Below are 26,485 nucleotides of genomic sequence, written 5' to 3' on the forward strand. Positions count from 1 at the left end.
CTACAGTCCAGTAGAACTAAGCGAAGGCTTACCTGACCAAGGGTGGTGGCACGTGCTCGTCAACAACGGGCTGATCGGGTTGCGCGAAGGACTCGAGGCCGCGCTGGTGGTGAGCATCCTGATCGCGTTCCTGGTGCGCACCGACCGGCGGGACGCGCTGCGGTACGTCTGGACGGGCGTCGGGATCGCGGTGGCGTTGTCAGTCGCGGTCGGCGCGGTCATCACCTACACCGCGGCCACGCTGACGTTCCAGCAGAAGGAGATCTTCGGCGGCCTCATGTCGATCATCGCCGTCGTGTTCGTCACCGGCATGATCTTCTGGATGCGGGCGACCGCCCGGACGATCGCCTCCGACCTGCGCGGACGGCTGGGCGAGGCGCTCGACCTCGGACCGCGTGCGGTGATCGTGCTGTCGTTCTTCGCAGTGGGCCGGGAAGGCCTTGAGACGGCGGTGTTCTTCTACTCCAGCGTGGACAGTGCGGGCGCCGGCACGGTCCAGCCGCTGATCGGGTTCCTCGCCGGCCTGGCGATCGCGGTGGGGCTCGCGTTCCTGCTGTACCGGGGCGCGATCCGGTTCGACCTGGGCAAGTTCTTCCGGTGGACGGGCGCGCTGCTGGTGTTCGTCGCGGCCGGGGTGCTCGCCTACGGGCTGCACGACCTGCAGGAGGCCGCGTTCATCCCCGGCCTGAACACGCTCGCGTTCGACCTCAGCGACGCCGTCCCGGAGGACTCGTGGTTCGGCACCCTGCTCAAGGGAATCTTCAACTACTCGCAGCGCACCACCGTCGTCCAGGCCTTCGCCTGGCTCGCCTACGTGGCCGTGGTGCTGCCGCTGTTCCTGATCCGGCCGCGCGTCCGTGTGGAAGCCAAGTGAGAAAGCGAATCCCTGTGCAGACTGCCCGCATTCTCGCGGCGAGCGCCTTGCTCGTGCTTACCGCCTGCGGTTCCACCCAGGACAAGGCCTCCGGCACGGACGGGCCGATCACCGTCGAGGCCTCCGACGACGCCTGCAAGGTCGCCCGGCCGACCGCGAACACCGGCAACGTCACCTTCGAGATCACCAACAAGGGCACCAAGGCCACCGAGTTCTACCTCTACGCCGAGGGCGACCGGATCCTCGGCGAGGTCGAGAACATCGGCCCCGGCCTGACCCGCAGGCTGATCGTGGAGGTCGGCGAGGCGGGCAAGCTGCAGACCGCGTGCAAGCCCGGCATGAAGGGCGACGGCATCCGCAACGAGTTCACCGTCACCGGTGACGGCAAGAAGTCCGCGGACACCGATGCCGCGCTGCGCGAGGCGACCGCGAGCTATCAGCGGTACGTCAATTCCCAGGCCGACAGCTTCCTCGCGAAGACCACCGAGTTCACCGATGCCGTGAAGGCCGGGAAGCTCGACGACGCCAAGGCGCTGTTCCCCATCGCCCGCACCTACTGGGAGCGCATCGAACCGGTCGCGAGCAGCTTCGGCGAGCTCGACCCGAAGATCGACGGCCGTGAGGACGTCGTGGCCGAGGGCCTGGAGTTCACCGGCTTCCACCGGCTGGAGAAGGACCTCTGGGTTTCGGGCGTGCAGGCCGACACGTCCTCCATCGCGGACCGGCTGCGCACGGACGTAGCCGAGGTCGTGCGGCTGGCCAAGAGCGTCGAGCTCAAGCCGCTCGACTCGGCCAACGGCGCCAAGAGCCTGCTCGACGAGGTCGCCACCGGCAAGATCACCGGCGAGGAGGACCGCTACTCGCACACCGACCTCTGGGACTTCCGCGGCAACGTCGACGGCTCCAAGGCCGCGATCGCCGTGCTGCGCCCGGTGATCCAGGCGAAGAACGCCGCCATGCTGTCCACACTGGACGAAAAGTTCGCCGCACTGGACAAGCTCCTGGAGTCGCACCGCAAGGGGGACGGGTTCAAGTCCTACAACGAGCTGACCCCGGACGAGGTCAAGGCTCTGTCGACCGCTCTGGACGCGCTCAGCGAGCCGGTGAGCAAGGTCGCCGAGGTCGTCTCGTCCTGAGGGGCGAGACCAGTTCGGGCAGACTGAGCCGATGCGCCAACGGATCGTGACGCTGGCGGTCTCCGCGGCCGTGCTGGCGATTGTGCTGTTCGGTCTGCCGTTGGCCGTCGGCGTCGCCAAGTACAACCTCGGCGACGAACGCGCCGAGCTGGAACGGATCGCGGTCCGGGCCGCGTTGTCGATCGCCGACGACCCGGCCGGGATCGCACCGCCCACCTCCCCGGACGCCACCATCACGGTGCTCCGGCCCGGTGAGGCCTCCGACGAGGTGGTCGCCGAGGCGGCGCGGACGCGGGACGTCGCCGGTTCGACGTCCACCGAGATCGTGGTCGCGGTGCCGATCCTCAAGTCCGGTCAGGTCGTGGCGGTCGTGCGCGCGTCGACCACGCTGACCGAGGTGGTCGCGCTGACCCTGCTGGTGTGGCTCGCGATGGCGGTGGGCGCGGCGCTGGCCGTGCTGGTCACCTGGCGGGTGGCCCGGCGGATGGCCGCCCGGCTGACACGGCCCGTCGAGAACCTCGCCGACCTCGCCCGCGATCTCGGCGACGGAGACTTCACCGTGCGCGCCACACCGTGCGGCATCATGGAGATCGACGGTGTCGCGGACGCGTTGACGGCCACCGCGCGCCGACTGGGCGACACGCTCGAACGCGAGCGGGCTTTCACCGCGCGGGCGTCCCACCAGCTCCGCACGCCGCTGACCGGACTCCGGCTCCAGCTGGAGGCAGCCCTGGAAGCTTCCGCCGATCCGCGGCCCGCGCTGGAGATCGGTGTGCAGGCAACTGACCAGCTGGAACGCACGATCGACGACCTGCTCGCCCTCACCCGCGACTCGCCACGACCGGCTCGCACCACCGTCAAGCTCGACGAGGTGCTGTCAGAGACGGCGTGGCGAGCACAGCTGGCGCCCCGAAGCCGGGACCTGCGCGTCGACCTGCGGCACGCACCTCCGCTCGTGGCATCCGATGCGGCGGTCCGGCAAATCCTGAACGTGCTGGTGGACAACGCGATCGTGCACGGCCGCGGCACAGTGTCGGTGACGGCGAGGGAGACAGCCGGCGCGTTCGCGGTCGACGTGTCCGACGAGGGTGATCTGGGCGGGACCGATCCGTTCGCTCCCCGGCCGCGGTCGGCGACCGGTCACGGCATCGGCCTCGCCCTGGCCCGCAGCCTCGCGGAAGCGGAGGGCGGGCGGCTGGCTCTCACCGACCGCTCTCCGACCAGGTTCACCCTGCTGCTGCCGACCGAATCGGCATGACCTTGCCGACCAGGGCGAGCCACGGCTTCGCCACCAGCAGGCCGCAGGCGCCGACGAGTCCTCCGAGCAGGAGCCCGGCCAGCACGTCGTGCGGGTAATGGGCGCCGACCAGGACCCTGCCGACGGCCATCGCCAGCGCGAACACCGCTGCCACCGCACCCCAGCGGCGGTTGAGCAGCAACAGCGACACCGCGAACGCCGCCGCGATCGTGGTGTGGTTGCTGGGGAACGAGAAATCTGTCGGCGCCTCGCACGGCAGCAGCAACGGCACGTCGGTGACCACGCGGCACGGGCGTGGTTCGGCGGCGATGTTCTTCACGACGAGACCGACCGCGGGCGCGACCGCCATCGACATCGGCACCCACAATGCCTGCGCGACCACGCCGGGTCGTCGTGTCCTGACCGCCCAGACCAGCAACGCCAGCACGAAAACTCCCAGCAGCACCAAGCCGAACTCGTTGAAGACCACGAGGGGTTGTTGCAGCCACACCTCGCGGTGCACCCACTCCTCCGCCGCGACCAGCCATTGCGTTTCCGTCACCTCGCCCAAGCTAGGCAGGGCAAGGACAACAACTCGTACTCGTCGGGTTAACTGGCGGTTTGCCTTCGCGTCGCTATCGTCGGGAACATGCAGAAGGTGCTGCTGGTCGAGGACGACGCGACGATCGGCCAGGCGCTGGAGTCCAGTCTCCGGCTGCACGGTTACGAGGTGCGGTGGTCGTCCACCGGCGCGTCCGCACGCCTCGCCGAGCCGGCCGACCTCGTCCTGCTCGACCTCGGACTGCCCGATGTGGACGGTGTGGAGCTGTGCCGCGAGCTGCGGTCGACGATGCCGCAGGCGGTGGTGGTGATCCTGACCGCGCGGGTGGACGAGATGGACGTCGTGATGGGCCTGGAGGCCGGCGCGGACGACTACCTCACCAAACCCGTCCGGCTCGGCGAGCTGCACGCGCGCATCAAGGCCCACCTCAGGCGCGGCCCTGCCTCGCCCAGCGAGCACGTGATCACCGTGGGACGGCTGCGGATCGACACCTCAGCCCGGCGCGTGACCGTGGACGGATCCGAGGTGTCGTTGCGTGCCAGGGAGTTCGACCTGCTGGCCCGCCTCGCGGAGGAGCCGGGCAACGCCGTGAGCCGCGAGGCGTTGATGGCCGACGTGTGGGACGCGCACTGGTACGGCTCGACGAAGACGCTCGACGTGCACATCGCCGCGTTGCGCCGCAAGCTGTCCGGCCGCGCTCCGGAGATCACCACGTTGCGCGGCCACGGTTACCGCCTCGACGTCACGCCTTCCGCGCCTTGAGCAGTTCACGCAGCACCGGGATCGCCGACAGCAGCACGATCACGCCGATGATCGGCAGCAGGTAGGTGTCGATGTTCGGAATCCGGCTACCGAGCAGGTGTCCAGCGACCGGCAGGCTGACCGCCCACAGCAGACCGCCCACCACCTGCCACACCGTGAACACGCCGACCGGAACGCGGAGTGCGCCCGCGAGCGGGTTGAGCACGGTGCGCACCAGCGGGATGAACCTGGCCAGCACGATCGCCTTGCCGACGCCGTACTTGGTCAGCGTTTCCTCGGCGCGTTGGGTGGCCTGCACGAGCTTGGGCTTGTCAGGCCTCGTCAGCAGGCGTGGCCCCGCCGCTCTGCCGAGGTAGTAACCGGTCTGCGCGCCCAGGATCGCACCCGCGGCCGCGGCGACGACGACCCAGCCGAGCGACAGGTGCAGCGCCGTGGCCGAGACCAGGCCGGCGGTGAAGAGCAGCGAGTCACCGGGCAGGAAGAACCCGACCAGCAGCCCCGTCTCGGCGAACATCACCACGAACACGCCCACCGGGCCGAACGTGGCGAGCAGGCTGTGCGGATCGAGGATGTTCACGGCGATGACGTTCACGAACCCCAGTCTGGCGGGCGGAAGGTTAACGGACGGCAATCTGAATCTACAGGGATGTAGATTCGACTGCGAACGTTCCTCCGCACCTCGGGAGCCGCCGTGCACGTGCTCATCGTCGACGACGAGGCCGCCGTCCGGGACTCCCTCTCTCGCACCCTCCGGTTCGAGGGCTACGAGGTCAGCGTGGCCGCGAACGGCGCGGAAGGTCTGGAGGCCATCCGCAGGGACCGGCCGGACGGTGTGATCCTCGACGTGATGATGCCCGTGCTCGGCGGCCTGGATGCGTGCCGCGCGTTGCGGGCGGGCGGCGACATCACACCCGTGCTGATGCTCACCGCACGCGACAACGTCACCGACCGCGTCGCCGGGCTCGACGCGGGTGCCGACGACTACCTGGCCAAGCCGTTCTCCCTGGTCGAACTGCTCGCGCGCGTCCGGGCACTGCTGCGGCGGGGCGGCCTGCAGGCCGGTGTGCCCGGCGACGAGCTGCGGTTCGACGACCTCGTGATGCGACCGGCCACACGTGACGTGCGCCGTGGTGCGCGGCCGCTCACGCTGACGCGCACGGAGTTCTCGATCTCCCGCACGTGTTCGACCGCTTCTACCGGGCGGAAGCGGCGCGGGCTCTGCCGGGCTCCGGGCTCGGCCTGGCGATCGTGGCGAGCCACAACGGAACCGTGCGCGCGGTCAACCGCACCGGCGGCGGCACGCGGCTGGAGGTGCTGTTGCCCACCAGGCAGCACTTCACCTGACCTTCACCGCGACGAGGCCAGCACCAGCAGTTCGTGCAGGTCGAGGACGCATTCAACGGTCCAGACCGCCGTGGCGGCACAGACGAGCACCAGCGCGAGGCTCGGCCACCGACGGCGTTGCCGGGGAACGAGAAGGGCCGAAACACGCCGGGGCACCACACCGGGCAGGGCACCGAGCGCGGCCAGAACGTGCCCGCGCCGCGGAGTCTCAGCCCCCGCGGCGGCCAGTGCGGCGACACCGATCGCCCTCGCCACGGCTCTGCGCGACTGGCCTGCCTCCGCCGCCGCAGCCTCGTCCGCCGCACGCTCGACCAGGTAGGCGACCTTGTGCACGACCAGCCACAGCAACGGATGCGCGATCGCCGAAAGCCTGGTGATCCACATCAACACATGATGATCGCCGACCAGGTGCGCACGCTCGTGCGCGATCACGGCCGCGCGCTGCCGTTCGTCAAGCACCCGCAGAACCCCGGTACTCACCACGATCCGGTTGGGACCGCCTCGCCAACCCGGCACAGCGAACGCGTCAACCCGCTCGTCCTCCACCAGCACGACATCACCATCGCCGGCGTCGAGCCAGCCCACCTCAGCCCGCACCTCGCGCAACACACGCCGCCGTCGCACCGAAGCCACCGTCACGGCGCATACGACGACAGCAGTCCAGACGACCGACAACCAGAGCACCCAGGGCGCCTGCACTGCGTCGGCGACCACCACGTCAACGGACCAGCCGCCCCACCGCGCCACCACAGGCAGCTCCGCCGACGCCTTGAGCGCGAACGCCAACAGGGTCACCGTGCTCATCGCGGCCGCGGCGACAGCGGAGAACGCCAGGACTCTCACCGCAAGATCCGGACGGATCCGGTCGGCCAGCACCGTGCCGCCCGTCACGACCAGGACGGGCGCGATGAGAACAGACCACAGGAAATGGTCGAGCATCCCTACCCTCCTCCCGGCGATCCCACAGTCTCACACCTGCCGGGCACCCGGCGCGTCTGTACCATCCGCCACGTGACCAGCGACAGGAGCGAACCGGCCGGGCGCCCGCCCGCCCGCCGCCTGCCGGGGACGCTCGCCTCCCAGGTGCTCCAAGCCCTCGTGGACGCCGAAGAACCCCTCACTCCGGGTGAGGTCAAGGACCGGCTCGACCCGACGGCCTCGCTCTCCTACAGCACCGTCGTGACCACCCTCACCCGCCTGCACGACAAGGCCGTGGTCACCCGCGAACGCGACGGCCGCGCCTACCGCTACTCCGCGGTCGCCGACCCGCCCGCGCTCACCGCCTGGCGCATGGGCCGCCTGCTGGAAAGCGAGCAGGACCACGGCCCGGTGCTCGCCAGGTTCGTCGGCGGCCTCAGCAAGCAGGACGAAGACCTCCTGAGGAACCTGCTCGGCACGCTGGACGATTGATCCGCTTCGTTGGGCGACCAAGGGGTTCCGGCTCGCGGTGCCCGAGTTCGTGGTCGTAATACGCACGTGCTCCAGGAAAGCTTCGCATTGCGCCGGTCAGCCACATGAGGCGCGTGACCGGGGCGAGGGCACGGCGTGGTCGGAGGGCAGGCTGTGCCGCTCGATCAGTACCGCCACGCGCACCGGCGCCAGGAGGTCCGTCACGATGGCAGCGTGAGCTACGCGCCAGACCGCACCTGAGTTGGTCAAGACTTACCCGCCCTGAAACCTCTGTATCAGTGTCAGGTTCGGATGCGCGGATTGTTCGCGCGGAGACAACTCGATAAGGTCCGCGCGTATCAGTGGGCAGGACGTTAGGCGGCATTTTTTGATCGGGCAGCGTAGACGACCGCCCTCGGACGCCGACCTGATAGACGCCGTGCGAGACGGCAAGGTCGAGGCTTACGGGAAGCTCTACGAACGCCACGCGCGTGCCGCGAACACCCTCGCGCTGCAGTTGTCGACGTCCTCCTCGGACGCGGACGATCTGGTGTCGAACGCGTTCGCCAAGGTTCTCGCCGCGCTGCGCACCGGTGGCGGCCCTGGCGCTGCGTTCCGGCCGTACCTGCTGACGGCGGTGCGGCACGCGGCCTATGACCGGACCCGCAAGGAGAAGCGGCTCAAGCTCGCCGACAACGTCGAGGAGGTTCCCGGCGCCACGCGGGCGACGAGCGTGCCGTTCCGCGACAAGGCGGTCGAGGACCTGGACCAGGCGCTCGCGGCGTCGGCGTTCGCGTCGCTGCCCGAGCGCTGGCAGACGGTCCTGTGGCACACCGCGATCGAGGGCCAGTCGCCCGACGAGATCGCGCCGCTGCTGGGACTGACCGCGAACGGCGTCTCCGCGATGGCGTTCCGTGCGCGCGAGGGTCTGCGCAAGGCATTCTTGCAGGTGCACGTGGCGCAGGAGCCGGCGGAACGGTGCCGCGCGACGGTGACGAAGCTCGATGCGTGGACGCCGGGCGGGCTCAAGGGACGCGAGGTGGCCCAGCTCGACCCGCACATGGACGACTGCGCCGAATGCCGCAAGCTCGCGAGCGAACTGTCCGACGTGAACGCGGCTTTGCGCGGCCTGGTCGCGCCGATCGTGCTCGGCACGGGCACCGCCGGCTACCTGGCCGCCGCGGCGACCAGCGGCGCGACGATCTCGCTGAGCGCATCGTCGCGGATCGGGGTGGTCGCATCCGCTGCCGCCGTCTTGCTCGTCGCCGGTTCCGGCGTCACGACGTCGACGAACCACAACAGCAACGCAAGCGCCCCTCCCGGCGCGGCCCCGGTGATCACCACGATCATCACAAGCGGGCAGCAGTCGGTCGGATCGTCGAGCTCCACGCCGAACTCAGGTGTCGCGTCCACTGGGCCCACCGCCGGTTCGGGTGCGGCCGCCACCAGCGCGGAGCAGACCGGGACCAACGGGCCCGCCGGGCCGACGACGACGGTTCCCGGGCCTGCCGGGACACCGAAGCTGTCCGGAAGCGCACCGAGCAAAATGGCCATGACGACCGACGGCCCGCCCTACGAGATGACCATCGGCATCACCAACACGGGCACCGCGCCCACCGAAGTGCCAACGCTCACGCTGAACCTCCCGGACAAGATCAAGACGGTCGGGCCGGGCAAGGTGCCCTCAGGCTCGGTCGGCTGCCCAGCCGGCAAGGGCACCGTCACGTGCCCCGGTGGCCAGACGCTGGTGCCGGGTCAGACGATCACGTTCAAGGCCCGCCTGCAGGCCGGCCAGAAGGCGGGCGACGGGACGATCAAGGGCACCGCCGGACCAGTGCAGGTGACGATCAGCATCACGATCAGCTAGCGCGGTTGTTCCACATCGGGCGGTGTTCAGCCGGACGAGGACGCACCATGATCAGGTGAGAGATCAACCGCAGGGGCGACAAGCAGGGCCACCCGCACCGGGCACCTGCCAGCCGTAGACGATCCCGGCGAACCGTTCCTCGTCCCTGTTCCTGGGCGGGCCGGAGAAACAGTGGCGCACCAGGCGCCTCAGCGGCGTGACCAGCGAGGCGAGCTCGTGGGCGCCGGCCGGGGTCAAGTCGTACTCGTCCATCAACCACCTCCCTGTTGCAAGATTATGGCTGTTACGAAAGGCTGGCGGCACCCACCACGAAGCCGTCCCCGGAGAGAGACCGATGAGCCAGTACGTGCTGCCGGATCTGCCCTACGACTACGCGGCGCTGGAGCCCGCGATCACCGGCGAGATCCTGGAGCTGCACCACAGCAAGCACCACGCCGCCTACGTCAAGGGCGCCAACGACATGCTCGAGCGGCTCGCCGAGACGCGCGAGAAGGAGGACTTCTCCGGCATCGTCGGCCTGGAGAAGACCTTCGCGTTCAACCTGTCCGGGCACGTGCTGCACACGATGTTCTGGGACAACCTCTCCCCCGACGGCGGCGACCGGCCCGACGGCGAGCTGGCCGCGGCGATCGACGAGCACTTCGGCTCCTTCGAGGCGTTCTCCAAGCAGCTCACGGCCGCCACCTCGCTGGTGCAGGGCTCCGGCTGGGGCGTGCTGGCCTGGGAGCCGCTGTCGCAGCGGCTGATCGTGGAGCAGGTCTACGACCACCACGGCAACGTCGGCATGAACACCACCCCGGTGCTGGTTTTCGACGCGTGGGAGCACGCCTACTACCTGCAGTACCGCAACGTGCGGCCGGACTACGTGCAGAAGCTGTGGTCGCTGGTCAACTGGGCCGACGTGACCCGCCGCTTCGACGCCGCCCGCGCCGGCAACGGCGGGCTGATCGCGCCGTCGAAGTAGGTTTCCCAGGCTGGCAGGTGGGTGCTCCGACAAGCCACCACGCTGCCATCGCGTGCCCTCGCCCTCCGCCCAGGGGGCGAGGGCACGTGCGTCCGGGCGGTCCTTGACACCCCCGCATCCCGGCCAGGCTGAGGAGGTGGACCGGGCCGCTCACTGGCTGACCGCCGAGCCGACCAAGATCCTGCTGCAGCCGACCAGCCTCTGCCCGCTGGCCTGCACCTACTGCTATCTCCCCGAACGCCGGCTACGCCAGGAGATGCCACCCGCCACCGCCCGCGCGATCGCCGACGCCATTCCGGAGCATTGGCGGCCGATCGAGGTCGTGTGGCACGAAGGCGAACCGCTGGCCATCGGCCGCGAGCGGTTCGCCGAGCTCCTCGATCCGTTCGAACGGTTGCGCGCCGACGGCAAGGTGCAGCACAAGGTGCAGACCGGCGCCACCTTGATCACGCCCGAGTGGTGCGAGCTCTTCCGGCGCTACGACATCGCGGTCGGCGTCAGCATCGACGGGCCGCGAGCAGCCAACCGGCATCGGGTGGACCGCGGCGGGCGAGAGGTGTTCGACCGGGTGATGGCCGGGATCGCGACGCTGCGCGCGCACGACATCCCGTTCACCGTGCTCGCCGTCGTGACCGAGGAGCACACCGGCAACGCGACGGAGATCCTCGACTTCATCGCCGGCCTCGGTACGCCGTGGGCCGGGCTCAACATCGAAGCTCGGGAAGCGGCCAACGTCGACGGCCGGCCACCATCGCGTGAGGTCGCCCAGGCGTTCTGGCGCGACGTGTTCGCCTGGACTCTGGAGCACCCCGGCCTGGCCGTGCGAGAGGTCGACTCGTTGCTGGATTTCCTTGCACACCAACCACAAAGCGACGCCCAGCACGACCTCATCCCGACGGTGGCGTGGAACGGGGACGTCGTGCTGTTGTCCCCTGAGCTGCTGGGCTACCAGGACTTCGTCGCCGGCAACGTCAACGACGACTCGTTACCGGTGATCCTCGAACGCGCCCCGCGACTGAAGTACGTCCAGGACTTCCTCACCGGACTGGAACGGTGCAAGGCGACCTGCGAGTTCATCGCCTACTGCCAAGGCGGGCACGCGGCCAACCGCTACTTCGAGCACGGCACCTTCACCGCCACCGAGACGGAGCACTGCCGGACCTCCATCCAGGCCCCAGTGCTCGCCCTTGCCGAACTCACGAGCGAAAGGACGCCATGAACCCACTTGACCAACTCGCGACCACCCAGTCCAAGCCCTGGCAGGACAAGATCCAGCAGCGCCGAACCGCCACGAACGCCTCAACCGAACGCATCGCCGGCGCCCACTTCAAAGATGCACCGGTGATCAGGAACTGAGCGAAGGGGCGGCTCAGCGAGCCGCCCCTTCAGCCTCACACGTGCGCGTGCTGATGCTGTTCTTCTTGCCCCACCTCGTGAACGTGGGCGTGGCTGTGCGACTCACCATCGTGCGAATGCGTGTGCGCGTGCTCCACGTGCTCGTGGTTGTGCGTCGTGTGCGCATGCGCGTGGGTCACGTCGCCGTGGCTGTGCTCGTGCGAGTGCGCGCCATCATGTTCGTGCTGGTCCGCCATGTGGTCCTCCCCACAGCGAGAGATTGACCGCCGGATGCTCGCACGCGCCCTTAAACATCGCATCCGCAGAAGTCAACGTTGCTTATTGCAAGTTGTTTGCTGTTAGCTGCACGCGGCAACACTGCCGACCACGTCACGAGGTGATGCGCGTGCGCCGTCAGCTGATGATCGTTCTTGTCGCGGCAGGACTGGTGGCCGCGTGCACGTCGCCCGATGGCCAGACCACGGCGAACGCCGGGCAGTCCATCGTGATCGGTGCCGGCAGCGAGCCGGAGAACCTCAACCCGATCCTCGGCTACGGGCCCGACGGCGCGTCGAAGATCTTCGACGGCCTGGTGTCGCGCGACGCGCAGCTCAAGCTGACACCCGCGTTGGCGGAGCAGGTGCCCACGGCGTCGGCGGACGGTCTGACGTGGACGGCGAAGCTGAAGGACGCCAAGTTCTCCGACGGCACCGCGTTGTCCGCACAGGACGTCGTGTTCACCTACAAGTCCGTGCTGGACAAGAAGGTCAACTCCACGGTCGCCTCCCGGTTCGACGCACTGGCGGATGTGACCGCCCCTGACGACAAGACCGTGCAGTTCCGGTTGTCCTACCCGTATGCGCCGTTCGTGCAGCAGCTGACGCTGGGCATCGTGCCGCGCAAAGCCCTGGAGGGCGCGGACATCAACAGCGCGCCGTTCAACACCGCGCCCGTCGGCACCGGCCCGTACACCGTGGCCGAGTGGCGCAAGGGTGACCGGATGGTGTTGAAGGCCAACGAGAGCTACTGGGGCGGCGCGCCCGCGATCAAGACCGTGACCGTGGTGTTCGTGCCGGACGACAACGCGCGCGCCACGCGGATGGCCGCGGGTGAGTTCGACGGCACGGTGTTGCCGCCGAAGCTGACGAAATCCTACGAGGGCAAGAACGGCTACAAGGTCGTGCGCAACCCCTCCGCCGACTACCGCGGCCTCGGCATCCCATCGGAGCTGCCGTTCACGTCCGATCCCAAGGTACGGCTGGCGATCAACCTCGGCATCAACCGCCAGGCGATGATCGACGCGGTGCTCGCCGGTGCCGGAAAGCCCGCCGCCACGCCGATTTCCCCGTACCTCAAGGACTGGTACGACGAGAGCGCGTCGTTCAAGTACGACACCGCGCAGGCCGAGAAGCTGCTCGACGACGCCGGCTGGCGCAAGGGCGCGGACGGCAAGCGCGCCAAGGACGGTCAGCCCGCGAGGCTGCCGATCCTCTACCCCGCACCTGATGTGCTGCGCAAGGAGCTCGCGCTGGCGACCGCGAGCGACATCGCCAAGCTCGGCGTGGACGCGCCGGTCGAGGCCACGACGTTCGAGATCATGCTTCAGCGGCAGAAGGAGACCGCGAGCATCTGGGGCGGCGGCGACCCGTACGACCCGGACACCGCCGCGTACACGCTGCTGCACTCGAAGTACGCCGGCGCGGGCGGCTACGTGAACATGACTCTGTACAAGAACAACGGAGTAGATGCGGCACTGGACACCGCGCGGCGCAGCCTCGACCCCGCCGCCCGCAAGCAGGCCTACAACGACTTCCAGAAGGCGTACACCGCCGACCCCGGCTGGGCGTTTCTGGTGTTCCTCGACCACACCTATGTGTTGCGGGACAAGTGGAACGGACAGCAGGAGCAGGTCGAGCCGCACGACCACGGCCTGATCCACGCCGTGTGGTGGAACCTCGAAAAGTGGACACCCAAGTCGTGAGGAACCGCGGTGTCGGCAAGCTGGTGCTGCGTCGCCTCGGCTTCGCGCTCCCAGTGCTGCTGCTGGTCAGCTTCACGTTGTTCGTGCTGGCGAAGGCGTCGCCGTTCGACCCCATCGAGCGCTACTTCGGCGTGCGAATCGTCGGCGCCACACCGGAACGCGTCGCGCAGATCCGGGAGAACTGGGGCGTCGACCAGCCGGTCGTCCAGCAGTATTGGGCCTGGCTGAGGCACGCGGCCACCGGCGACTTCGGCGACTCGCTGTCGTTGCAGCAGCCCGTGTCGCAGGTCGTCGGCGACCGGCTCGGCTGGTCGGTGCTGCTCGTCGCCATCGGGTTCGCGCTGGCTTTGCTGCTGGGACTGGTACTCGGCACCGCGGCAGCCTGGTTCCAAGGCAGCTGGATCGACCGGGTGATCACCGCTGTCTCCTACACACTCGAAGCCGCGCCGGTGTTCTGGCTCGGACTGGCCGCGCTGTACGTGTTCGCCTTGCAGCTGCAGTGGTTGCCGGGAGGCGGGCTCACCGACGCCGACGCGTCGCTCAGCTTCGGGCAGGTCACCAAACACCTTGTTCTGCCAGTGACGGTGCTCGCGATCTCCCAGGCGCCATGGTTCGTGCTGTTCGTCCGGCAGAACCTCCTCGAGTCGTTCACGCAGGACCACGTGATCGGCGCGCGGTCACGCGGCCTGCCGGATCGGCTGGTGGTGTCCGGGCACGCGCTGCGCACGTCGCTGCTGCCGTTCCTCACGCTGCTCGGCGCCCGGCTACCCGAACTGATCACCGGCGCGCTGCTGGTGGAGACCGTGTTCTCCTGGCCAGGCATCGCGCGGGCCACCGTGGAGGCGGCGCTGAACGTCGACTTCGCCCTGCTCGGCGCGCTGACCGTGCTCGCCACCGCGGTGGTGTTGCTGGGCAACCTGCTCGCCGATGTGCTGTACGCGCTGGCCGACCCGAGGGTGGTGCTGGATGGCTGAGATCTCCTGGCGGCCCGTGCAACGGTCGCGGATCACCGCAGCCAGCCCGCCGCGATCGCCGCGCTGGCGGCTGGTCCCGTCCGCGGTCGTGCTCGGTGTGCTCACCTTGGCTGTCTTGATCGTGCCGATGGTGGTGGATCTCAACGAGCAGTACGTCGACCTGGCCTCCGCCAACCGGCCGCCGTCGGCACAGCATCTGTTCGGCACCGATGAACTCGGCCGGGATGTGTTGCTGCGCTGTGTCTACGCGTTGCGGGTGTCGATGGGCGTCGGACTGCTCGCCGCGGTGATCTCGTCCGTGCTCGGCACTGCGGTCGGCGCGCTCGCGGGCACCGTCGGCGGCTGGGTCGACCGGCTGCTCATGCGTCTGGTGGACGCGGTCGCGTCGGTGCCGCACCTGTTGCTGGGCATCGTGATCGTCGCGATCCTGCGGCCGAGCCTGAGCGCGGTGGTCATCTCGATCGCACTGACGCATTGGCTGTCCTCGGCCCGGATCGTGCGCTCGGAGGTGTTGTCGTTGCGCACCAGGCCGTTCATCGACGCGGCGATCGTCGGCGGCTCGTCCCGCACCCGGATCCTGGTGCGGCACCTGCTGCCGAACGTCGCTCCGCAGGTCCTGCTCGCGACCACGTTGATGGTGCCGCACGCGGTCTGGCACGAGACCGCGTTGTCGTTTCTCGGACTCGGCCTGCCCCCGCACGCGGCCAGCATCGGCAACATGATCAACGATGCCCAGCGGTCCCTGCTCATCGGCGGCTGGTGGATGTCCCTCGCACCCGGTCTGCTCCTGATCATCACCACCCTCGCCATCTCCGGGATCAGCGGCGTGTGGCGCGACCGGCTCAACCCCAAGCGGCGCACGGAGCTCACATGGTGAACGAACTCGTGCTCGACCGCGTCTCCGTCCGGTTCTCCTTGCCCGGCGCGACGGTCGCCGCGGTCAACGACGTGTCCTTGCGGATCAGGCCAGGCGAGTGCGTCGCGCTGGTCGGTGAAAGCGGCTGTGGCAAGACCGTCCTCGCCAGCGCCCTGCTCGGTTTCCTGCCTGGCAACGCGGAAACCGCGGGCAGCGCGACGCTCAGCTCCCAGTCCTCCTCGGTGGACCTGCTCACCGCGTCCGACCACGAACTCGCCACCACGATCCGCGGCCGCCGGATCGGCCTCATCCCGCAGAGCCCGGCCAGCCACCTCACGCCGGTCCGCACCGCCCGCGCCCAGCTCGACGAAGCGCTGCGCGTGCACCGCTCCCCCCAGACCGCCGACCAGCTCGCGCCCCGCGCCGGGCTGACCCCCGATGACATCGACCGCTACCCGCACGAGCTCTCCGGCGGCATGGCCCAACGCGTGGCCAACGCGCTGGCGCTCGCCGGCGACCCGTGGCTGCTCATCGCCGACGAACCCACCACCGGCCTGGACCGCCACCTGGTCGACGGCCTGATCGAGGAGTTCCGCCGCATGGTCGACGACCACCGCGCCGTCCTGCTCATCACCCACGACCTCGCCGCGGCCCAGCGCATCGCCGACCGCGTCGCCGTCATGTACGCAGGCCGCATCGTCGAGCTCGGCCCCACCCGCAAGGTCCTCGACACACCCCACCACCCCTACGCCCGCGGCCTGCGCAACGCCTTGCCCGACCGCGACTTCACTCCCATCCCCGGCCAGCCACCGCTGCTCACCGACCTGCCACCCGGCTGCTCCTTCGCACCACGATGCGAACGAGCCGCCCCGCTCTGCGCCGAACGCCCGTTCCTCACCGACGACGAGCACGCCGCCGCGTGCCACTTCCCGTGCTGACCGCCGAGAACATCACCGCGGGCTACCACCACCCGGTGATCACCGACGTCACGTTGACCATCCGCTCCGGACAGACCGTAGGACTCGCCGGGCCGAGCGGCAGCGGCAAGTCCACCCTGGCGCGGGTGCTCTCCATGCTGCTCAAGCCTTTCAGCGGCACAGTATGGCTCGACGACATCCCGGTGACCGGCTTCCGCCACCGCGCACCACGAGAACTGCGCACCCGCATCGGCGTGCTGTTCCAGCAACCCCGCCTGTCCGTCGACCCGCGGATGACCCTGCGCGCCGCCATCGCCGAACCCCTGCGCACCACCCGCGACCACAACCGCGTCGACGAACTCGCCGAGCTCGTCATGCTCACCCCCGACCTGCTCGGCAGACGAGCCCACGAGGTCAGCGACGGCCAACTCCAACGCGCCTGCCTCGCCCGCGCACTCGCGCTGCGGCCGTCGTTCCTCATCTGCGACGAGATGACCACCATGCTCGACGCCTCCACCGCCGCCGCGCTCGTCGGCGTCATCCGCGACTACCAGGCCGAAACCGGCGCTGGGGTGCTCGCCATCTCACACGACTCGGTGCTCCTCGACCGCTGGGCCGACGACACCGTGCGGCTCACTTCGTGACCTTCACACCACGATGTCCCATATGCACAGTCTTTGCTGTTGCAAGAAGCTTGTAGCAGCAGGAAAGTCGCAGGTAGCGTCGCACCGCCCCCGCCGCGATCCACCTGAGGTGACGCCACCATGACAGCACCATCCGATTCCCGCTGGTCACGGCTGTGGAACGCCCTGGACACCCAGGAACGGGCGTCACTGGCCGGGATGGCCGGGTTCATCGTGCTGCTGCACGTCGTGGGGTTCGGCGTGCTCTACGCGCTGGTCGTGCCACAACACTTCGACCTCGGCGGCACCGGCGTGTTCGGCATCGGCGTGGGAGTCCTCGCCTACACGCTCGGCATGCGGCACGCGTTCGACGCCGACCACATCGCCGCCGTCGACAACACCACCCGCAAACTCATGGCCGACGGCGGCCGCCGCCCGCTCTCGGTCGGCTTCTGGTTCTCCCTCGGCCACTCCACCATCGTGTTCGGACTGGCCTTCCTGCTCTCCATCGGCGTCAAGACACTGGCCGGACAGGTCGAGGACGACAGCTCCGAACTGCACTCGGTGACCGGTATCATCGGCGCGTCGGTGTCCGGCGTGTTCCTGTGGATCCTCGGCATCCTCAACCTCGCCGTGCTGCTGAGCATCATCCGGATCTTCCGCCGCATGCGCGCCGGCGACTTCGACGAGCAGGAACTCGAAGACCAGCTCAACAAACGCGGCTTCATGAACCGCATCCTCGGCGGCCTCACGAAGTCCGTGCGCAAGCCCTGGCACATCTACCCCATCGGCGTCCTGTTCGGACTCGGGTTCGACACCGCGACCGAGATCGGCCTGCTGGTCCTCGCCGGCGGCGCCGCGGCGTTCAACCTGCCGTTCTACGCCATTCTCGTGCTACCAGTGCTGTTCGCCGCCGGCATGTGCCTGCTCGACACCATCGACGGCGTGTTCATGAACGTCGCCTATGGCTGGGCCTTCGCCAAACCCGTCCGCAAGATCTTCTACAACATCACCATCACCGCGCTCTCCGTCGCCGTGGCCCTTGTCATCGGCACCGTCGAGCTCATCGGAGTGCTCACCGACCAGGCCAAGATCACCACCGGCCCGCTCGCCGCGATCGCCGCCATCCCGCTGGACTACGCCGGCTACGGCATCGTCGCCCTCTTCGTCTTCGCCTGGCTCATCGCCATCGCCGTCTGGAAGTTCGGCCGCATCGAAGAAAAGTGGTCCGCCCGGCTGGCCACCGGCCCCGACGAACACCACCGGCAGACCTGACCTCAGCCGCGCGGCGCGTACATGATCACAACCACGCCGAGCAGGCAGATGATCGCTCCGGCGTAGTCCCAGCGGTCAGGGCGGAATCCGTCCATCACCACGCCCCACACCAGCGCAGAACCGTCATGATCGGGAAGTCTGACAACCACACCCGCCGACGGCGCAGTGGTGCCATCGCCGACGCCGTACAACCAGCCACGCGCCAACACCCACCACGACCGCCGCTCCCACACCGACCAGCAGATCCCGAAAACCGAGCGCGGAGAAGAAGCCCGCCATCCCTGCGACACCCAGCACCGGGACCAGGCAGCACAGCAGACATGCGGCGCCGACGAACAACGCGAACCGCCGGGTCTGCTCAGCAGCAGGTGTTCGCATCGGCCACCTTCCCCTCGGCGAGACCGGCGAACGGCAGCGGGCAGGCCGGGACGCGCGAGCAGGCGACGAGGTCGTCACAACCCGCGGCCACGGCGGCCTTCAACGTGTCGCGGATGACTTCCAGGTCCGCGATCCTGGCCTCGACCTCGGACAGCTTGGCGGTCGCGCGGACCCGCAACCCCGGCTTGCCGTGCCGATGCCCACCGAGGTCGAGCAGGTCCGCGACCTCCTCGAGGGTGAAACCAAGCCGCTGCGCGGCCTTGATGACGCGGATGACCGTCACCGTCTCCGCCGGGTACATCCGGTGCCCTCCCAGCGTCCGATCCGGCTCGGCGAGCAACCCGACCCGTTCGTAGTACCGCAACGTCTGCCGGTTCACCCCGGCTGCCGTGGCGATCTCACCCGCACGCAACCCGGTCATGACGAAAGCTCCTCCGCCCACACCGCGAGTGCGTCCAGCACGTCCACATGCTCCTCGGGAACGCGGATCTCCAGGTACAGGCTTCCGCCGGTCGCGACCAGACTGAAGGTGAAGAACGAGCAGCACCCGGTCTCCCGCAGCGCGAGGCTCGCAGCCTGAGCCGCCACCTCGGCGGACGGCAGCAGGTCCATCGACACGGACATGGCGTCGCCGCGCCGCACGCTCGTCACCGCATCCGAGAACAACGCGTCGAACTCGGCGACGCGCAGCGGACGCTGCTCGGTGGGCAAGGTGCAGGCTTGCGGGGCCCACGACTCAGCTTCTGTGCTCATGGTTCGACGGTAAGCCTGTACCTGGGTACCGGATGCAAGTCGTGGGCAGCGGTTCCGGCTGCGAGCCCGGGAAGAGCCCGAGGAGCCTGATCTGTGACGACACCTGCCGACACCGACCGGCAGCCGTCACTTCGGGATCCGGCACCCGACGTGCGGAAACGACACTCGCCAACATCAGGCGACACGTCTGCCGAGGTCCACCCGAGGACTCTTAATCAGCGGGTCCGGGGTTCGAGTCCCTGGCGGCGTACTTCGAAGAAGCAGGTAGAGATTCGTCTCTACCTGCTTCTTCGCATACTTCATGCCCATTGTTGCGTTCCTCTTCAGTGCCGTGGATCTTGCGGCGAGGGCTCGAACTTCGTCCATCGCCCTTCGGAGATCACCTCGACGGAGCCGTCGACGACCTTGTTGGCTGTCTGTTCGTCGATGGCGTAGGCCGGGATGCCGATTTCGGCGGCCCACCGTTCTGCGTCGGCCGGGGTGTTCGTGGGGAAGGCGTTCAGGTGCGGGAAGATCGAGAAGTCGACGACGCCCAGTCCAGGCCGGAGAAGTTCCGCCACGCCGGCTTGGCGGCCACGAGTCCCCGCACCGATGCCGGGCCGCACATCGGGTGAGCCCACTGGGCGGTCGGGACGCAGAGGGCGTGGCACTCGGAGATCGGCTTGCCGAGGAGCTGCACGAGCGCCGAGTGGATGCTCGGGTTCGTCACGCCACCTGAGGTGAGCAGGAGCTTCACAGCTGACTCCAAATCGCGCGCGGAAGGTGGATGTGTCTGCAGACCACTGACCTGCGCGGGACTCATCGCAGTTCGCGCATACGGTTCGGGAGGTCCTCGGGTTGCCGGGCACGAGGCGACAGCCTTCCGAGGTGGTGACGCCGTCAGCGGAGCGCGAGAGCACGTGTCGGGTGGACCTCCAAGGTGCTGATGAGGTCGAGCAGGGCGAGCGGCCGCAGCACCGCGCGGCCCGCGGCGATGACGCGGAAGGCCGTGTCGTGCCGGCGCGCGTGGACGCGGACCTGCAGAAGTGCGGAAATGCCCGCGGCGCTGAGGAAGGGCACCTCGTTGAGGTCGACCACGAACAGGTTGTGCCCGTTGGACGGGAGGGCCTCGGTGAGCCGGGCCTGCAGGTGTGGGGCGGTGGCCACGTCGAGCTCACCGCGGACCTCGGCGAGCAACGTGGTCGGTGGGAGGCCGGTCAGGGCGACCTGCAGTCCGCACGAATCGGCCGGGACTTCGAACTCCCGGCCGTCGTGTTGCGGTGGTTTGCGCGGGGATGAAGGGGGCACGGCCAGAACCTCCGATCAGCACGTGGAGGGAGGACGAGGCCGTGCTCGGCGGGTGTGGCGCTTCGGCACAGCCGGCAACCTGGCCCGGGAACGGGCGATCAACAGGGCCGGCCCGCAGTCCTGCTCCGTCGTGGGTTTGCGGTAAACCCGGCTGACTGCACAACCGTGGCGCACAAGAGATCGTAGTGCGGCCCCGCGGGCGGGACCAGTCACCCGTGCGGAGGGTGTTGTGCGGTGGCCGCGGTGGGCAACCTGGTCGGGGTCGGGCGCGGCTGGACGTCTTCCGCACGGTCTTCGGCCGGCGGGTGTTCGGCGCATCCCGGCGATGACGTGGCGGGCGTTGTCGTGGGAGGCGAGGGATGACCGGTCGGACCAGCCGGGTGCTCACTGTGGCCCAGGAGTTGGCCGAGGTGTCACGCCTGATGGACAACGACGACGTGACGGCCGCGCTGTCGCGGTTCGTGGCACGGGTGGTGTCCACGGTGCCCGGATGTGCCGAGGCCGCGGTCACCGTTCGAACCGCCGCGGGGGCCGACAAGGCTGCCGCGACCGGTGAGCGGAGGCCGGGCGACGCCGTGGAGTCGCTGGGGCCGATCGCCGAGGTGCTGGAGCACCGGGAACCCCGCCGCGTGGACGACACCACGACCGATCGGCGCTGGCCGCAGTTCAGCGCTCGGCTGGCCTGTCAGGGTTACCGCAGCTGCCTGGTGCTGCCGGTGCCGAACCGCCGCTCTTCGTCGTCGGCGGCGCTCACCCTGTACTCCTGCACACCGAACCAGTTCAACGACACCGTGCACGACATCGGCCTGTTGCTGACGTTGCACGCCGGGGTGGTGTTCGACAACGCCGAGCTGTTTCACGACAGCCGGCGGCTGGTGGAGCAGTTGACCGCGGCGCTGGAGACCAGGCAGGTGATCGGACAGGCGCAGGGACTGCTCATGCGGCACTTCGGATGCGACTCCGAGCGGAGTTTCGAGTTGCTCACCGGCGCCTCGCAGAACACCAACACCAAACTGCGTGACGTCGCCTCGGCCCTGGTGTCCGCGCACGACCAGGACGACTTCGGCAACGCGCTGGTCGAGTTCGGTCTCGACGCCTGTTCGGAGGTCGAATCGGCCCCGCGGTGACCGCGGACGCTGCTACGGGGCTGGTTCGGTCAGCGGCTCCGGTGGGCGCGGACCGGGCCCACGCGGATGTCCGGCGGCTCACGACGGGCGCGGCGGACGCGGATCGGGATTCCCGTCGCGTCCGGAGGGGTTGGGGCGGGCGCGATTCCTCCCGCGACCGACGGAGTGCCGGCGGCCGCGGGATCACTGGTGTCACCGCGGGGACGGCGGATGCGGACCGGGATTCCCGTCGCGCCCGGCGAGGTGGTGGGCGCCGTGTCACCGCGGCGGGCGTCGCGCAGTTGGGCGTGCGCGGCCACCACCTGGGCGAGCCGGGCCGGGTCGGAGGGCTCCGCACGGGTGTCCGGGTGGAGGGCGAGCAGCAGAGCCCGGTAGGCCGTGCGGATCTCGGCCGGCGTGGCGTCGCGCGGGACGCCGAGCACGCGGTGCGGGTCCGGTGGCGGCGGGTTCTGGTGCGCCGGCATGGTCGGGTCACTTCCCCGGCCGCGTGGGGGCGGTGTCCGGGAGGGAGCCGGCGTTGAGGTGGCTCAGCGCGGTGTAGGCCTCGCGGCAGGCGTGCTGGGCGGTGTCCAGGGCGTGGCGCAGGTCGGCCCAGCCTCGGCAGGCGTGTGCCAGGTGCTGGGCGGGTTCGACGTGGTCGTCCGAGTGCAGCTCGCTCCTTTGTGGACAGTCACCCGCGTGGGCGGCCAACGCCGTGGAGAGATCACTGAGGGCGCCCAGCAGGTGGATCAGCCGCCAGGCGTCGGCGCGCGCCGTGGGGAGATCGGGCGCGCACGACCTGTCGGCGTACTCGAAAGCCGCGTGGTGGGTGGCGAGCGCGGCCTGCTCCAGAACCGCGCCCAAGCCCGGTTCTGGACGGCTCATGTCCAGACTCCGGTGGCGTCCGGTTCGTCGGGGAAAGGCACGACGCGGCGTTGGTCGGCCACGTCGGCAAGGTCGGCCTCGATCACCTCCACCGGCGCGGTGGTGTCGTCGCGATCGATCTCGTCGAGTTCCGGCCAGGCGGGACGCAGCTGGTCGGTCACGTCGTTCCACGGCTTGTCCAGGTCGATCACGAGAGTGTCCCCCTTTCGCGGTCACTGCCGACGCAAAGTCCAATGCCCGCCACGGTTTCCGGTGGCCGTGGCGGGCGTGATCGGACTCAACTCGAAGATCTGCAGCAACGTGTCGTCCCCGGCGGGGTTCGGCTCATGGCGATCGCCCTCTTCGCGTCACGAGACGCAGACCGGTTGTCGCGTCGAGGCGTGAACCGGCGGGATGACGGGCGAGCAGCCACGCCTGACGAGCCGTGCCCTGCCGATATCACCTCCTGCGTGCTGTTCGAGGTGTCATGTCGAGCGTCGACCGCGGCTAGCGCGGGGCGCGGAGGAGAGCGTTCCCGCGCGCCTGTTCTGCGTGCTGTTCCGGCCAGGTCGCCGGACTCCTGGCCGAACCAGGTCGCCGGCGGAATCGGTGGTGCCGGGTGACGGGCACGCTCGTGCGGGCGCCGCGGTTGCCGTCGACACGGCGGGGCGGACGAGTCGAGGAAGTTCGCCGCGACGATCTCGTCGAACTCCGCCCGCACCCAGTCGAGGTCGGCGGCGACCACATCCGCGAACACCGGCGCGCCACCGCGCTCGACGTGGGGAACCACGCTCTCGCCGACCATCTCGATCACTCCCGGACAACCATCACCAGGTCACTGACCGACACTTTTCTTATAGCGCGCACTGCAGATTGTGTCAAGCTTCCGCAGAAGATAGTCTCAACCAGGGGATCTACTCAGGTTCAAGGAGCCGCCCACCGTGCCCCTCGACGACCTCAACGACGCGGACTACCCGGCCTACACCACCGGGCAGGCCGCGGAGCTGCTCGGTGTGCAGCAGGCGTTCCTGCGCAGCCTGGACACCGCGGACCTGCTGCGCCCGCAACGCTCCGACGGCGGGCATCGCCGCTACAGCCGCCGCCAGCTCGAACTGGCCGGCCGGATCCGCGTCCTGTTCGACGAGGGCCACACGCTCGCCGCGACGGCCCGCATCATCGGGCTGGAGGACGAGCTCGCCGCAGCCCAGGACCAGATCACCGAGCTGCGCAGACAGCTCGGGCAGGCGTGCCGGCACTGACGTCGCCACGCGGTCCACCGCGCGCGTGGATCACCTCCAGCTTCACCGGGCCTTCCTCCGGCAGCGGTTGCAGCATGGGCTCGATGTCTGCCAGAAGTGCTTGTGCGGCACGGAGTTCTCCGGCGATGTGCTCGCGGTGCCGGTGCAGGAGGTCCACGCGGTGCTCGGCGTCGGTGACGATGCGCCGCGCGTGCTCGGTGGCCTCGCGCACGGTCTGGTCGGCGCGGACCTGCGCGCGGCGCTGCTGGTCCGCCAGTGCGCGCATCGCCTCGGCCCGGCGTTGCGCCATGGCCTGCTCGAAGTCCGACTCGACCTGCCGGCGGATCTGCGCGGCCTGTTCGTCGAGCTCGCGGCGGCGGCGTTCGGCCTGCCTGGTCATCGTCTCCACCTGGGCGTGGGCGCGGTCCATCAGCTCGCGGTGTTCGGTCTCCATGTCCGCGCGGCGCCGGTCGAGCTCGGTCACGAGGTGTTCTGCACGCTGACGCAACCGGTCGGCGGCCCGGTGGGCGTTCGCCCAGTCCTGCTCGGCGGCGCTCCGGGCGCGGGTGGTGATCTCCTCGGCTTCCGCGTGAGCGAGTTCGACCATGCGCCGCAGTCGCTCGGTGAGCGCACGGGGGTCGATCGGGGTGCGGCAGATCCGGTCCACGCGGGCCCGCAGCTCGGCGATCTCCGTGCGGGCGGACTCCAGTTGCCGGGCAAGGGACTCCGCGCGTTCGAGGGCGGCGTCGCGGTCGGCGGTGAGCACCGTCAGTTCGTCTTCCACCTGGTGCACGTAGTACTGAACTTGTTCGTGGTCGTAGCCGCGCCAGCGCACGTCGAAGTCGGTTCGCAACGGCAACAACTCCACTCCCCCTGCTCCTTTCCTCCTACGGCGGCGCCGGCCGCGGTCCGGAGTGGACGGCGACCGGCGACGACGGGTGTCACTTGCCGTTGATCGCGATGCGGCGCGGCTTGGCGGCCTCGGTCTTGGGCACGCGGACGGTCAGCACGCCGTCGGCGAGATCGGCCTGGATCTTGTCGGCGTCAACGTCCTGCGGCAGCGTCACGCGGTAGGAGAACTGCCCGACGCGCCGCGTGCGGTGACGGAACAGACCCTTCCGCTCCTTCTCCTCGACCTCACCGCTGATCGACAGCTCCGCACCGGCGAGGTCGACCGCGATGTCGTCGCGCCTGACGCCCGGCAGCTCGACCTCCACCAAGTACGCCTCGTCGGTCTCGGTCACGTCGGCCAGCGGGGCCCAGGCACGCGCGCTCTCGCCGACGGTGTTCGCGACCGACTCCATCCACCTGCCCAGCTGACCGTAGAGGTCCTCGAACTCGCGGAACGGGTCCCAGCGGCCCAGCGGGCCGGACGATCGCACAGCAGGCAGTGCCATGACTTCCACCTCCACGAGGGTCAGAAACAACACTCATCCCGGACGACGAACTTGAGCCGGGGATTGTTCCCGAACATGAGCCAGTTGGACTCAACCGTTGGTGTGACATGGGTCAACCGGGCGGGACCGCGGAACCTTGCACCGCGCGGCGGACGGTGCTATCAGAGAACTGTTGGCACTCACCACCTTGGAGTGCTAACGGGCAACTCGGATGTTCGGAAGGACTGGGCGAATGGCGAAGTTGATCGCGTTCGACGAGGACGCCCGCCGGGGTCTCGAGCGGGGTATGAACACCCTCGCTGACGCCGTCAAGGTGACGCTCGGCCCGAAGGGCCGCAACGTCGTGCTCGAGAAGAAGTGGGGTGCGCCGACGATCACCAACGACGGCGTGTCCATCGCGAAGGAGATCGAGCTCGAGGACCCGTGGGAGAAGATCGGGGCCGAGCTCGTCAAGGAAGTCGCGAAGAAGACCGACGACGTTGCCGGTGACGGCACCACCACCGCGACCGTCCTCGCCCAGGCTCTGGTCCGCGAGGGCCTGCGCAACGTGGCCGCCGGCGCCAACCCGCTGGGCCTCAAGCGCGGCATCGAGAAGGCCGTCGAAGCGGTGACCGAGCAGGTGCTCAAGACGGCGGTCGAGCTGGAGACCAAGGAGCAGATCGCGGCGACGGCGTCCATCTCCGCGGGCGACGCCACCATCGGCGAGCTGATCGCGGAGGCGATGGACAAGGTCGGCCGGGACGGTGTGATCACGGTCGAGGAGAGCAACACGCTCGGGATGGAGCTGGAGCTCACCGAGGGCCTGCGCTTCGACAAGGGCTACATCTCCGGGTACTTCGTCACGGACCCGGAGCGGCAGGAAGCGGTGCTGGAGGACGCGCTCGTCCTGCTGCACCAGGGCAAGATCAGTTCGGTGAAGGACCTGCTTCCGCTGCTGGAGAAGGTCATGCAGTCCGGCAAGCCGCTGCTGGTCGTCGCCGAGGACGTCGAGGGCGAGGCCCTGGCGACCCTGGTGGTCAACAAGATCCGCGGCACGTTCCGGTCCGTCGCGGTCAAGGCTCCCGGCTTCGGTGACCGCCGCAAGGCGATGCTGCAGGACATCGCGATCCTCACCGGTGGCCAGGTGATCAGCGAGGACGTCGGCCTGAAGCTGGAGAACGCCGACATCTCGCTGCTGGGCAAGGCCCGCAAGGTCGTCGTCACCAAGGACGACACGACCGTCGTCGAGGGCGGAGGTGACGCCGAGGCGATCCAGGGCCGGATCAGCCAGCTCCGCGCCGAGATCGAGAAGTCGGACTCCGACTACGACCGCGAGAAGCTCCAGGAGCGCCTCGCCAAGCTCGCCGGCGGCGTCGCCGTCATCAAG

33 protein-coding genes and 2 pseudogenes are annotated in these 26,485 nt (G+C 69.1%); 19 read left to right on the plus strand and 16 right to left on the minus strand.

What is annotated here, in order from left to right:
• Positions 1–52 precede the first annotated feature (52 nt).
• The 3 genes from efeU to ACWEIJ_RS44070 are packed head-to-tail and all read left to right on the plus strand — an operon-like array spanning position 53 to position 3,268.
• Positions 53–874 (plus strand): iron uptake transporter permease EfeU, encoded by an 822-nt coding sequence (efeU, locus tag ACWEIJ_RS44060; RefSeq protein WP_449843257.1) that lies wholly within the window; start codon positions 53–55, stop codon positions 872–874.
• Between the two features lie 14 nt (positions 875–888).
• Complete coding sequence (gene efeO, locus ACWEIJ_RS44065) at positions 889–2,010, plus strand: iron uptake system protein EfeO (RefSeq protein WP_449843258.1); 1,122 nt, start codon at positions 889–891, stop codon at positions 2,008–2,010.
• Between the two features lie 31 nt (positions 2,011–2,041).
• Positions 2,042–3,268, plus strand: coding sequence for a histidine kinase dimerization/phospho-acceptor domain-containing protein (locus ACWEIJ_RS44070; RefSeq protein WP_449843259.1), 1,227 nt, complete (start codon positions 2,042–2,044; stop codon positions 3,266–3,268).
• On the opposite strand, the gene ACWEIJ_RS44075 is transcribed toward ACWEIJ_RS44070, so the two are convergent.
• Complete coding sequence (locus tag ACWEIJ_RS44075; RefSeq protein WP_449843260.1) at positions 3,237–3,809, minus strand: phosphatase PAP2 family protein; 573 nt, start codon at positions 3,807–3,809, stop codon at positions 3,237–3,239. The two genes, ACWEIJ_RS44070 and ACWEIJ_RS44075, sit on opposite strands and share 32 nt — an antisense overlap.
• Before the next feature lie 87 nt (positions 3,810–3,896).
• Here ACWEIJ_RS44075 and ACWEIJ_RS44080 point away from each other — a divergent pair, with 87 nt between their 5' ends.
• A complete protein-coding gene (locus ACWEIJ_RS44080) occupies positions 3,897–4,571 on the plus strand; it encodes a response regulator transcription factor (RefSeq protein WP_449843261.1) in 675 nt (224 codons plus the stop codon).
• On the opposite strand, the gene ACWEIJ_RS44085 is transcribed toward ACWEIJ_RS44080, so the two are convergent.
• The gene (locus ACWEIJ_RS44085; RefSeq protein WP_449843262.1) at positions 4,552–5,163 is read right to left on the minus strand and encodes a DedA family protein; all 612 of its coding nucleotides are present in this window, start codon (positions 5,161–5,163) and stop codon (positions 4,552–4,554) included. The two genes, ACWEIJ_RS44080 and ACWEIJ_RS44085, sit on opposite strands and share 20 nt — an antisense overlap.
• 99 nt (positions 5,164–5,262) lie before the next feature.
• Between ACWEIJ_RS44085 and ACWEIJ_RS44090 the strand changes: the two are divergent.
• Together ACWEIJ_RS44090 and ACWEIJ_RS44095 are read left to right on the plus strand one after the other, a co-directional pair.
• Positions 5,263–5,751 (plus strand): annotated as a pseudogene (locus tag ACWEIJ_RS44090) (response regulator transcription factor); the annotation flags it as partial.
• A pseudogene (locus tag ACWEIJ_RS44095) lies at positions 5,739–5,915 on the plus strand (sensor histidine kinase); the annotation flags it as partial. The pseudogenes ACWEIJ_RS44090 and ACWEIJ_RS44095, both read left to right, overlap by 13 nt.
• A gap of 3 nt (positions 5,916–5,918) precedes the next feature.
• Here ACWEIJ_RS44095 and ACWEIJ_RS44100 read toward each other — a convergent pair.
• Positions 5,919–6,854, minus strand: coding sequence for a M48 family metalloprotease (locus ACWEIJ_RS44100; RefSeq protein ID WP_449843263.1), 936 nt, complete (start codon positions 6,852–6,854; stop codon positions 5,919–5,921).
• Between the two features lie 72 nt (positions 6,855–6,926).
• Between ACWEIJ_RS44100 and ACWEIJ_RS44105 the strand changes: the two genes are divergently transcribed.
• Together ACWEIJ_RS44105 and ACWEIJ_RS44110 are read left to right on the plus strand one after the other, a co-directional pair.
• Positions 6,927–7,325, plus strand: a complete 399-nt coding sequence (locus tag ACWEIJ_RS44105; protein WP_449843264.1) for a BlaI/MecI/CopY family transcriptional regulator — start codon at positions 6,927–6,929, stop codon at positions 7,323–7,325.
• A 418-nt stretch (positions 7,326–7,743) separates the two neighbouring features.
• Positions 7,744–9,171, plus strand: coding sequence for a sigma-70 family RNA polymerase sigma factor (locus ACWEIJ_RS44110; RefSeq protein WP_449843265.1), 1,428 nt, complete (start codon positions 7,744–7,746; stop codon positions 9,169–9,171).
• 63 nt (positions 9,172–9,234) lie between these two features.
• On the opposite strand, the gene ACWEIJ_RS44115 is transcribed toward ACWEIJ_RS44110, so the two are convergent.
• Positions 9,235–9,423, minus strand: coding sequence for a hypothetical protein (locus tag ACWEIJ_RS44115; RefSeq protein ID WP_449843266.1), 189 nt, complete (start codon positions 9,421–9,423; stop codon positions 9,235–9,237).
• A gap of 82 nt (positions 9,424–9,505) precedes the next feature.
• On the opposite strand from ACWEIJ_RS44115, the gene ACWEIJ_RS44120 reads away from it, so the two are divergent.
• Positions 9,506–10,135: a superoxide dismutase gene (locus tag ACWEIJ_RS44120; protein WP_449843267.1), complete on the plus strand. Its 630-nt coding sequence runs from the start codon at positions 9,506–9,508 to the stop codon at positions 10,133–10,135.
• 136 nt (positions 10,136–10,271) lie between these two features.
• Entirely contained in the window at positions 10,272–11,354 is a 1,083-nt protein-coding gene (amcB, locus tag ACWEIJ_RS44125) for a cyclophane-forming radical SAM peptide maturase AmcB (RefSeq protein WP_449843268.1), read from the plus strand.
• Positions 11,355–11,526: 172 nt separating this feature from the next.
• Here the strand turns inward: amcB and ACWEIJ_RS44130 are convergent, their stop codons facing one another.
• A complete protein-coding gene (locus ACWEIJ_RS44130; RefSeq protein ID WP_449843269.1) occupies positions 11,527–11,727 on the minus strand; it encodes a zinc transporter Slc39a7 in 201 nt (66 codons plus the stop codon).
• 149 nt (positions 11,728–11,876) lie between these two features.
• Between ACWEIJ_RS44130 and ACWEIJ_RS44135 the strand changes: the two genes are divergently transcribed.
• The 6 genes from ACWEIJ_RS44135 (at position 11,877) to ACWEIJ_RS44160 (ending at position 18,096) form a co-directional block, all read left to right on the plus strand.
• Positions 11,877–13,451, plus strand: a complete 1,575-nt coding sequence (locus ACWEIJ_RS44135; RefSeq protein ID WP_449843270.1) for an ABC transporter substrate-binding protein — start codon at positions 11,877–11,879, stop codon at positions 13,449–13,451.
• Complete coding sequence (locus tag ACWEIJ_RS44140; protein WP_449843271.1) at positions 13,433–14,425, plus strand: ABC transporter permease; 993 nt, start codon at positions 13,433–13,435, stop codon at positions 14,423–14,425. The genes ACWEIJ_RS44135 and ACWEIJ_RS44140 overlap by 19 nt, the downstream gene beginning before the upstream one ends.
• Positions 14,418–15,302, plus strand: coding sequence for an ABC transporter permease (locus tag ACWEIJ_RS44145; RefSeq protein ID WP_449843272.1), 885 nt, complete (start codon positions 14,418–14,420; stop codon positions 15,300–15,302). The genes ACWEIJ_RS44140 and ACWEIJ_RS44145 overlap by 8 nt, the downstream gene beginning before the upstream one ends.
• The gene (locus ACWEIJ_RS44150) at positions 15,296–16,219 is read left to right on the plus strand and encodes an ABC transporter ATP-binding protein (RefSeq protein ID WP_449843273.1); all 924 of its coding nucleotides are present in this window, start codon (positions 15,296–15,298) and stop codon (positions 16,217–16,219) included. The genes ACWEIJ_RS44145 and ACWEIJ_RS44150 overlap by 7 nt, the downstream gene beginning before the upstream one ends.
• Entirely contained in the window at positions 16,201–16,842 is a 642-nt protein-coding gene (locus tag ACWEIJ_RS44155) for an ABC transporter ATP-binding protein (RefSeq protein ID WP_449843274.1), read from the plus strand. The genes ACWEIJ_RS44150 and ACWEIJ_RS44155 overlap by 19 nt, the downstream gene beginning before the upstream one ends.
• Before the next feature lie 198 nt (positions 16,843–17,040).
• A complete protein-coding gene (locus tag ACWEIJ_RS44160) occupies positions 17,041–18,096 on the plus strand; it encodes a HoxN/HupN/NixA family nickel/cobalt transporter (protein WP_449843290.1) in 1,056 nt (351 codons plus the stop codon).
• Between the two features lie 2 nt (positions 18,097–18,098).
• Here the strand turns inward: ACWEIJ_RS44160 and ACWEIJ_RS44165 are convergent, their stop codons facing one another.
• From ACWEIJ_RS44165 to ACWEIJ_RS44190, 6 genes are all read right to left on the minus strand, one after another.
• Positions 18,099–18,386: a YnfA family protein gene (locus ACWEIJ_RS44165; RefSeq protein ID WP_449843275.1), complete on the minus strand. Its 288-nt coding sequence runs from the start codon at positions 18,384–18,386 to the stop codon at positions 18,099–18,101.
• A 68-nt stretch (positions 18,387–18,454) separates the two neighbouring features.
• Positions 18,455–18,895: a MerR family transcriptional regulator gene (locus ACWEIJ_RS44170; protein WP_449843276.1), complete on the minus strand. Its 441-nt coding sequence runs from the start codon at positions 18,893–18,895 to the stop codon at positions 18,455–18,457.
• Positions 18,892–19,227: a hypothetical protein gene (locus ACWEIJ_RS44175; RefSeq protein WP_449843277.1), complete on the minus strand. Its 336-nt coding sequence runs from the start codon at positions 19,225–19,227 to the stop codon at positions 18,892–18,894. The genes ACWEIJ_RS44170 and ACWEIJ_RS44175 overlap by 4 nt, the downstream gene beginning before the upstream one ends.
• 323 nt (positions 19,228–19,550) lie before the next feature.
• Positions 19,551–19,787: a hypothetical protein gene (locus ACWEIJ_RS44180; RefSeq protein ID WP_449843278.1), complete on the minus strand. Its 237-nt coding sequence runs from the start codon at positions 19,785–19,787 to the stop codon at positions 19,551–19,553.
• Positions 19,727–19,936, minus strand: coding sequence for a hypothetical protein (locus ACWEIJ_RS44185; RefSeq protein ID WP_449843279.1), 210 nt, complete (start codon positions 19,934–19,936; stop codon positions 19,727–19,729). Before ACWEIJ_RS44185 ends, ACWEIJ_RS44180 begins: the two co-directional genes overlap by 61 nt.
• Positions 19,937–20,106: 170 nt before the next feature.
• The gene (locus ACWEIJ_RS44190) at positions 20,107–20,514 is read right to left on the minus strand and encodes an STAS domain-containing protein (RefSeq protein ID WP_449843280.1); all 408 of its coding nucleotides are present in this window, start codon (positions 20,512–20,514) and stop codon (positions 20,107–20,109) included.
• A 359-nt stretch (positions 20,515–20,873) separates the two neighbouring features.
• On the opposite strand from ACWEIJ_RS44190, the gene ACWEIJ_RS44195 reads away from it, so the two are divergent.
• Positions 20,874–21,641, plus strand: coding sequence for a GAF and ANTAR domain-containing protein (locus tag ACWEIJ_RS44195; protein ID WP_449843281.1), 768 nt, complete (start codon positions 20,874–20,876; stop codon positions 21,639–21,641).
• A 29-nt stretch (positions 21,642–21,670) separates the two neighbouring features.
• Here ACWEIJ_RS44195 and ACWEIJ_RS44200 read toward each other — a convergent pair whose 3' ends face one another.
• The 3 genes from ACWEIJ_RS44200 to ACWEIJ_RS44210 are packed head-to-tail and all read right to left on the minus strand — an operon-like array spanning position 21,671 to position 22,696.
• Positions 21,671–22,105, minus strand: a complete 435-nt coding sequence (locus ACWEIJ_RS44200; RefSeq protein ID WP_449843282.1) for a J domain-containing protein — start codon at positions 22,103–22,105, stop codon at positions 21,671–21,673.
• 7 nt (positions 22,106–22,112) lie between these two features.
• Positions 22,113–22,505 (minus strand): hypothetical protein, encoded by a 393-nt coding sequence (locus ACWEIJ_RS44205; RefSeq protein WP_449843283.1) that lies wholly within the window; start codon positions 22,503–22,505, stop codon positions 22,113–22,115.
• On the minus strand, positions 22,502–22,696 hold the full coding sequence (locus ACWEIJ_RS44210) for a hypothetical protein (RefSeq protein WP_449843284.1): 195 nt from the start codon (positions 22,694–22,696) through the stop codon (positions 22,502–22,504). The genes ACWEIJ_RS44205 and ACWEIJ_RS44210 overlap by 4 nt, the downstream gene beginning before the upstream one ends.
• Positions 22,697–23,425: 729 nt before the next feature.
• On the opposite strand from ACWEIJ_RS44210, the gene ACWEIJ_RS44215 reads away from it, so the two are divergent.
• Complete coding sequence (locus tag ACWEIJ_RS44215) at positions 23,426–23,743, plus strand: MerR family transcriptional regulator (RefSeq protein WP_449843285.1); 318 nt, start codon at positions 23,426–23,428, stop codon at positions 23,741–23,743.
• Here the strand turns inward: ACWEIJ_RS44215 and ACWEIJ_RS44220 are convergent.
• Together ACWEIJ_RS44220 and ACWEIJ_RS44225 are read right to left on the minus strand one after the other, a co-directional pair.
• Positions 23,700–24,590 (minus strand): hypothetical protein, encoded by an 891-nt coding sequence (locus ACWEIJ_RS44220; RefSeq protein ID WP_449843286.1) that lies wholly within the window; start codon positions 24,588–24,590, stop codon positions 23,700–23,702. The genes ACWEIJ_RS44215 and ACWEIJ_RS44220 overlap by 44 nt on opposite strands.
• Positions 24,591–24,663: 73 nt before the next feature.
• Positions 24,664–25,119 carry an Hsp20/alpha crystallin family protein gene (locus ACWEIJ_RS44225; RefSeq protein ID WP_449843287.1) on the minus strand — a complete coding sequence of 152 codons (456 nt, stop codon included), beginning with the start codon at positions 25,117–25,119 and terminating at the stop codon, positions 24,664–24,666.
• A gap of 232 nt (positions 25,120–25,351) precedes the next feature.
• Here ACWEIJ_RS44225 and groL point away from each other — a divergent pair.
• Positions 25,352–26,485 (plus strand): chaperonin GroEL (groL, locus tag ACWEIJ_RS44230; protein ID WP_449843288.1); only part of this gene is annotated, 1,134 nt, incomplete at its 3' end.

It is taken from the genome of Lentzea sp. NPDC004789 (assembly GCF_053601075.1).